The sequence below is a fragment of the Kitasatospora sp. NPDC057198 genome (genome assembly GCF_042670125.1).
In the GTDB taxonomy this organism is placed as follows: Bacteria; Actinomycetota; Actinomycetes; order Streptomycetales; family Streptomycetaceae; genus Kitasatospora.
The window spans coordinates 1-3,663 of sequence record NZ_JBHUWH010000630.1 but is presented as its reverse complement, the minus strand read 5'-3'; the positions used below and the strand labels follow the sequence as shown (position 1 = coordinate 3,663).

Genomic DNA, 3,663 nt, shown 5'->3' with positions numbered 1-3,663 from the left:
GTCCTGGACCTCGGCGACCACCGAGCTGCCGGAGCGGCGCACCCGCAGCGTGATGGTGCCGGCGCCGTGCATCAGCGAGTTCTCGATCAGGGTGGCGAGCACCTGGGAGACAGTGCCGGGGGTGCCGACCACCCGGGCGTCGCGCAGGCCCTCGATGACCAGCCGCCGCCCGCTGTCGCGCAGGGTCGGCGCCCACTCCTCGACCTGCTGCTTGACCACCTCGTCGAGCCCGAAGGCCACCGCGGTGGGGCTGCCCGGGTCGCGCTGGTTGGTGAGCAGCCGCTGCACCACGTCGGTGAGCCGCTCGACCTGCTGGAGGCCGATCGCGGCCTCCTCCCGGACGGTGCCGGGGTCCTCGGCGAGCGCGGTGATCTCCTCCAGCCGCATGGAGAGCGCGGTGAGGGGGGTGCGCAGCTGGTGCGAGGCGTCGGCGGCGAGCCGGCGTTCGGCGCTGAGCATCCGGGCGATGCGTTCGGCGCTGGTGTCCAGCACCTCGGCGATCCGGTCGAGTTCGGGGACGCCGTAGCGGCGGCCCTGCGGGCGGGGGTCGCCGGAGCCGAGGCGTTCGGCGGTCTCGGCCAGGTCGGTGAGCGGCCGGGCCAGGCGCTTCGCCTGCCAGACGGCGAGCGCCACGGCGGCCTGGACGGCGAGCAGCGCGACCACGCCGAGCAGCAGCAGCATGTTGCCGATCTCGTGGTCGAGCGCGGTGCGGGACTGCTCGGCGGTGACGGTCTCCCCGCTGGCGCCGGTCTCGGTGGCGCTCAGCGCGTCGCCCCGGACGGGGTGGCCGAGGGCGATCTGCGGCTGCCCGGGGATGTTCACGGTGACGTAGTAGTCGTCACCGGTGACCACGGCGGCGAACTTCTCGCCGCTGACCGGCTCCCCGGCGGCGAGCCGGCTCTCGACCAGGCCGAGCACCCGGACCGCCACCGCGTCCACCCGGTCGTTGGCGGCGTTGACGATGGTCTGCTTCTCGATCAGGGCCAGCGGCACGCAGAACACCGCGACCACCACCAGGACGACGCCCAGCAGCGAGTTGATCATCCTGCGCTTCACGCCGGGCGGTCCTTCGGTCGGGGCCGGTTCGCTGCGGTGCTCCCCGGACGGTCAGTTCTTCTCGAAGCGGAAGCCCACGCCGCGCACGGTGGCGATGTAGCGCGGGTTCGCGGCGTCGTCGCCGAGCTTCTTGCGCAGCCAGGAGATGTGCATGTCCAGGGTCTTGGTGGAGGTCCACCAGGTGGTGTCCCAGACCTGGCGCATGATCTCCTCGCGGGTGACGACCCGTCCGGCGTCCCGCACCAGGACCCGCAGCAGCTCGAACTCCTTGGCGGAGAGGGTGAGTTCCTCCTCGCCGAGCCAGGCGCGGTGCGACTCGATGTCGATCTTGACGCCGTGCGCGCCGGTGGTCAGCTGGTCGACGTTGCCGCGCCGGAGCAGGGCCCGGACCCGGGCGAGCAGTTCGGCCAGCCGGAACGGCTTGGTGACGTAGTCGTCGGCGCCGGCGTCCAGGCCGACCACGGTGTCCACCTCGTCGGCGCGGGCGGTGAGCACCAGGACGGGGAAGCTCTTGCCGTCGGCGCGCAGCCGCCGGCAGACCTCCAGGCCGTCCATCTCGGGGAGCCCGAGGTCGAGCACGATCAGGTCGACGTCCTCGCTGAGGCCGGCGCCCAGGGCGGTCGGTCCGTCCTCGCGGACGAGCACCTCGTAGCCCTCGCGGCGCAGGGCGCGGGCCAGCGGTTCGGAGATTGCCGGGTCGTCCTCGGCCAGCAGCACACAGGTCATAGGGGCGATGGTAGACCGCGCGGGGGCCGCCGATCAGGGGGTCCCGGGCAGTCCGGAGACACCCGGGCGGGGAGCTGTGAACACTGTCACAGGCCGTGATCAACTTGATTTCGCGGGCCGCTTCGGCAATATCTGCGCTTTCACGGACATTCTTCGCATCGCCCTTGGTTTCACAGGCAATCTTCCGCTTACGGCATCAAAATGTACGATACACAGCCGCGAGACTTTACCTTCTACATACCTTTCACGCTCCGTGATCACCCGAACTCGCGACTTAGAGTGGTGGGGAACCCGAGAAAACAGGCAAGGAATCAGCATGGCTTCGACCACCCTGGAGTCCGAGGTACGGCCCTCCCCCACCCCGGAGCGGACCTTCCTCGGCCACCCCCGCGGCCTGGCCACCCTCTTCATGACCGAGACCTGGGAGCGCTTCAGCTTCTACGGCATGCGCGCGCTGCTGGTGCTCTACATGTCCACCGCGGCGTCCCACGGCGGCCTGGAGATCCCGGCGGCCACCGCCGCCGCCGTGTACTCGGTCTACAACGCCATGGTCTACCTGCTCGCCCTGCCCGGCGGCTGGATCGCCGACCGGCTGCTCGGCGCCCGGCGCACCGTCGCCCTCGGCGGGCTGGTCATCATGGTCGGGCACTTCATGCTCGCCGTGCCGAACAAGGCGTTCTTCTTCGCCGGCCTGGTGCCGATCGCGGTCGGCTCCGGCCTGCTGAAGGCCAACATCTCCACCATGGTCGGCCAGCTCTACGGCGAGGACGACGACTCGCGCCGCGACGGCGGCTTCACCATCTTCTACATGGGCATCAACCTCGGCGCCTTCCTCGCGCCGCTGGTGATCGGCACCGTCGGGCAGCAGGTGAACTGGCACCTGGGCTTCGCGCTGGCCGGCGTCGGCATGGCGCTCGGCCTGGTCCAGTACCTGCTGGGCAGCCGCCACCTGAGCCCGCGCTCGGACGTCGTGGCCTCCCCGATGAGCCCGGGTGAGCGCCGTGCGGTGCTGCGCAAGGCCGGGATCTGGCTGGCCGCCGCCGCGCTGTTCTACGGCGTGGTGGCCGGCACCGGGCACTTCACCGTCTCCTGGGCGATCTGGCCGCTCTCGCTGGCCGGCATCGCCGTCCCCGCCCTGGTGTTCGCCCGGATCCGCCGGGACCGCGAGCTGACCGGCGCGGAGCGCTCCCGGATGGGCGGCTACCTGTGGTTCTTCGTGGCCGCCGCGGTGTTCTGGATGATCTACGACCAGTCCGGCTCGACGCTCAGCGTGTTCGCCGAGGAGAACACCGCCGGGAGCCTGTTCGGCTTCGACTTCCCCTCCAGCTGGTTCCAGTCGCTGAACCCGCTGTACATCATGGCGCTGGCCCCGGTCTTCGCCTGGCTGTGGAACGCCGCCGCCCGGCGCGGCCGCAACCCCTCCACCACCGCGAAGTTCGCCTTCGGCCTGCTGATGGTCGGCGCCTCCTTCCTGGTGATGATGCTCGCCATGGCGGCGGCCTCGGGCGGCGTCGCGGTCTCGCCGCTCTGGCTGGCCGCGGTCTACCTGATCCAGACCACCGGCGAGCTGACCCTCTCCCCGGTCGGCCTGTCCGTCACCACCAAGCTGGCGCCCGCCAAGTACGCCAGCCAGATGATGGGCGTCTGGTTCCTCGCCGTCACCGCGGGCGACTGCGTGGCCGCGCTCGCCCAACTGCTGCTCGGGGACGACGTGGTCGGCTCGACCTGGTACTTCGCCGTCCAGGGCCTGCTGGCGGTCGCGGCGGGCGCCGGCCTGTTCGCCGCCCGTGGCCGGATCGGGCGGCTGATGTGTGACGGGCACTGACGGGCGGTTGACGGCCGGCTGACGGGCGGCGGGCGGGCGGCGGCCCGTTCGCCGCC

The 3,663-nt window shown here is 71.4% G+C and carries 3 protein-coding genes; 1 reads left to right on the top strand and 2 read right to left on the bottom strand.

Translation table 11 applies throughout. The features are described from left to right. On the bottom strand, nt 1-1,056 hold a 1,056-nt coding region (locus ACFUEL_RS36855; protein ID WP_380242124.1), incomplete at its 3' end, for a histidine kinase dimerization/phospho-acceptor domain-containing protein. A 51-nt stretch (nt 1,057-1,107) separates the two neighbouring features. Further along, nucleotides 1,108-1,782, bottom strand: coding sequence for a response regulator transcription factor (locus tag ACFUEL_RS36850; protein WP_033218369.1), 675 nt, complete (start codon nt 1,780-1,782; stop codon nt 1,108-1,110). A 316-nt stretch (nt 1,783-2,098) separates the two neighbouring features. On the opposite strand from ACFUEL_RS36850, the gene ACFUEL_RS36845 reads away from it, so the two are divergent. Beyond that, complete coding sequence (locus tag ACFUEL_RS36845) at nt 2,099-3,607, top strand: peptide MFS transporter (protein WP_380242121.1); 1,509 nt, start codon at nt 2,099-2,101, stop codon at nt 3,605-3,607. Nucleotides 3,608-3,663: the final 56 nt, after the last annotated feature.